Annotated in this window: 3 protein-coding genes; all 3 read left to right on the forward strand. The window is 55.1% G+C overall.

What is annotated here, in order from left to right:
• On the forward strand, positions 1-585 hold a 585-nt coding region (locus tag HN413_03850; GenBank protein MBT3389522.1), incomplete at its 5' end, for a pyrimidine 5'-nucleotidase.
• 74 nt (positions 586-659) lie between these two features.
• Positions 660-1,448, forward strand: a complete 789-nt coding sequence (locus HN413_03855) for a CoA transferase subunit A (protein ID MBT3389523.1) — start codon at positions 660-662, stop codon at positions 1,446-1,448.
• 77 nt (positions 1,449-1,525) lie between these two features.
• A partial coding sequence (locus HN413_03860; GenBank protein ID MBT3389524.1) for a PDZ domain-containing protein occupies positions 1,526-2,430 on the forward strand: 905 nt, incomplete at its 3' end.

A 2,430-nucleotide genomic window follows, 5' to 3' on the forward strand; every position in this document is an offset into this window, starting at 1 on the left:
GGCATGTGGGCTGAGATTCGCCGCCGAATTGATTTGTATATGCACGAGCGTATGGGGTTTTCTGCGGCAGAAATACCCGCGCTGCGACAGAGTTATTACAAAAATTACGGCACCACGCTGCGCGGTCTGATGGCAAACTATGCCGTGGAGCCGCGCGAATATCTTGGCTTTGTGCATGACCTGCCGCTGGATGAGTATCTACGCCCCGAGCCAGAACTGCGTCAAATGCTGTTGAGCATTCCAGGCTCGCGGTGGGTCTTCACTAATTCAGATATCGACCACGCTCAAAGGGTGCTGGCAAAAATGAACATCGCGGATTGCTTCGAGGGTATTGTAGATGTATATATGCTGGAACCCTACTGCAAACCGATGACCGAAGCGTATCAAACCGCGCTGCAACTGGCGGGCGCGCCTGATCCACGCACATGCGCGCTGTTCGAAGATTCAACTTCGAATTTGACAACGGCCCACGAGATGGGTTTTTTCACGGTGCTGGTGGGCGCAAATGGTGCGTCTCACAATTTTGACTGCCACATTGAAAATATCCACCAATTACGGGATGGCGTTCCTGAACTGTGGCGCTAAAACTGTAACGCAAGGGCGCAAAGGTGCGATGCCGCATAGAAAACAAGGCTTTGCGCACACGAAACGACTCATCTATGGATAAACAAATTTCGCTCGAACAAGCTGCTGAACTCGTCAACGATGGGGATGTTCTCGCCCTGGGCGGAATGACGCTCTATCGCCGCCCGATGGCTTTCGTGAAGGCGTTGCTGCGGCGAGAAAACCGGCCGCGCGACCTGACACTTTTGGCATTCACCGCGGGGATCGAGAGCGATCTGCTTGTCGGTGCGGGGATGATAAAGCAAACCCGCACCTGCTATTTCGGGCTGGAAATCTTTGGGCTGGCGCCAATGTTTTCGTACCACGCCAGCCGCGGGGAACTGGAAATCATCGAGGAAACCGAAGCCAGCCTGGCCTTTGGGCTGCGCGCCCAGATGGCAGGAATCAGCTTTATGCCGGGGCGCGGCTGGTTGGGCACCGACCTGCCCAAACTGCGTCCGGATGTCCACACCGTCACTTCGCCTTATACCGGGGAAGAATATATCGCCTTCCCTGCCCTCCAACCCGATATAGCCGTAATCCATGCGCTGGCCGCAGACCCACACGGCAACGCCCAAATTGGCAAGAATAAAGGTATCGACGAAGAACTGGCCCTGACTGCTAAAACGGTGATCGTCACCGCCGAAGAAATCCAGCCCGAATTGACACAAGCCGATCTTGTCGCGCCACTGGTGGATGCAGTCGTCCACACGCCACGCGGCGCGGCGCCCACATCTTGTCACCCGCTCTATCCCCTGGACGGGGAGGCCATTTTGCACTATACAGAGCAAGTCAGCGATCCGCAAAGCTGGGCGGTCTATCTGCGCGAATTTATCTTGCGCTAATATATCTGTGATACGCTATGAAGATAAAAAGTGGGACGCACTTTATAAAGTGCATCTCACTCTGAAGGAGAATATCTATGAAACTTAACAAAAAACAACTTATTGGTATCACACTGGTTCTAATCTTGCTGGCCTCCGCCACACTGGCCTGCCAGGCGGTTGCGCCGCTCTTGCCCCAATTTGGCAGCGAGGCCGCGTCGACCAGCGTAGCTCAATCAAATGATAATAGCGGACTCCCTACCGGACACCCCAACGTAGCCGAAGCTCCCATACAGATTCCGGCCGATCAACTGGATGAGCTTTTCGCGCCTTTCTGGGAGGCCTGGAATATTGTCCATGAACAATTTGTCGATCAGCCGGTGGATGACGAAGCCCTGATGAATGGCGCTATCCAGGGCATGATGGCAACGTTTGAAGACGCCACCAACACCACTTACGAAGCCATCAGCGGCCCCAGCGGCGACCAGTCCGGCACCCCCGTTGAATTACAAGAAACGTTCACACCCTTTTGGGAGGCCTGGGCCTATGCCCACCAGCCCGACGACCAGGCGTTGATGCAAGGCGCGATCAGCGGCATGCTGGAAGCGCTGGGCGACCAGCATACCTCCTACATGAATCCCGATCAATTTATGCAAGCCAATATTCCGCTGGATGGCACCTATGAAGGCATTGGCGCATGGGTAGACCCCAATGGCGAATTTCTGACAATTGTTAGCCCGATGTCGGGTTCACCCGCCGAAGCCGCCGGACTGCTGCCTGGCGATGCTGTGATTGCGGTGGATGGCGACGATATGACCGGCATTGATGGCAATCTGGTGATCCGCCGCATCCTCGGCCCGGCTGACTCGAAAGTTGTGCTTACCATTCGCCGTGACGGCGTCGAAGAGCCGTTTGACGTAGAAATCACCCGCGCTCAGATCACTATCCCCAGCGTGGAATATCGCATGTTGGATAATGACATCGCCTACATTCATCTGCTAAC

The sequence above is a fragment of the Chloroflexota bacterium genome, assembly GCA_018648225.1.
Taxonomy (GTDB): domain Bacteria; phylum Chloroflexota; class Anaerolineae; order Anaerolineales; family UBA11858; genus NIOZ-UU35.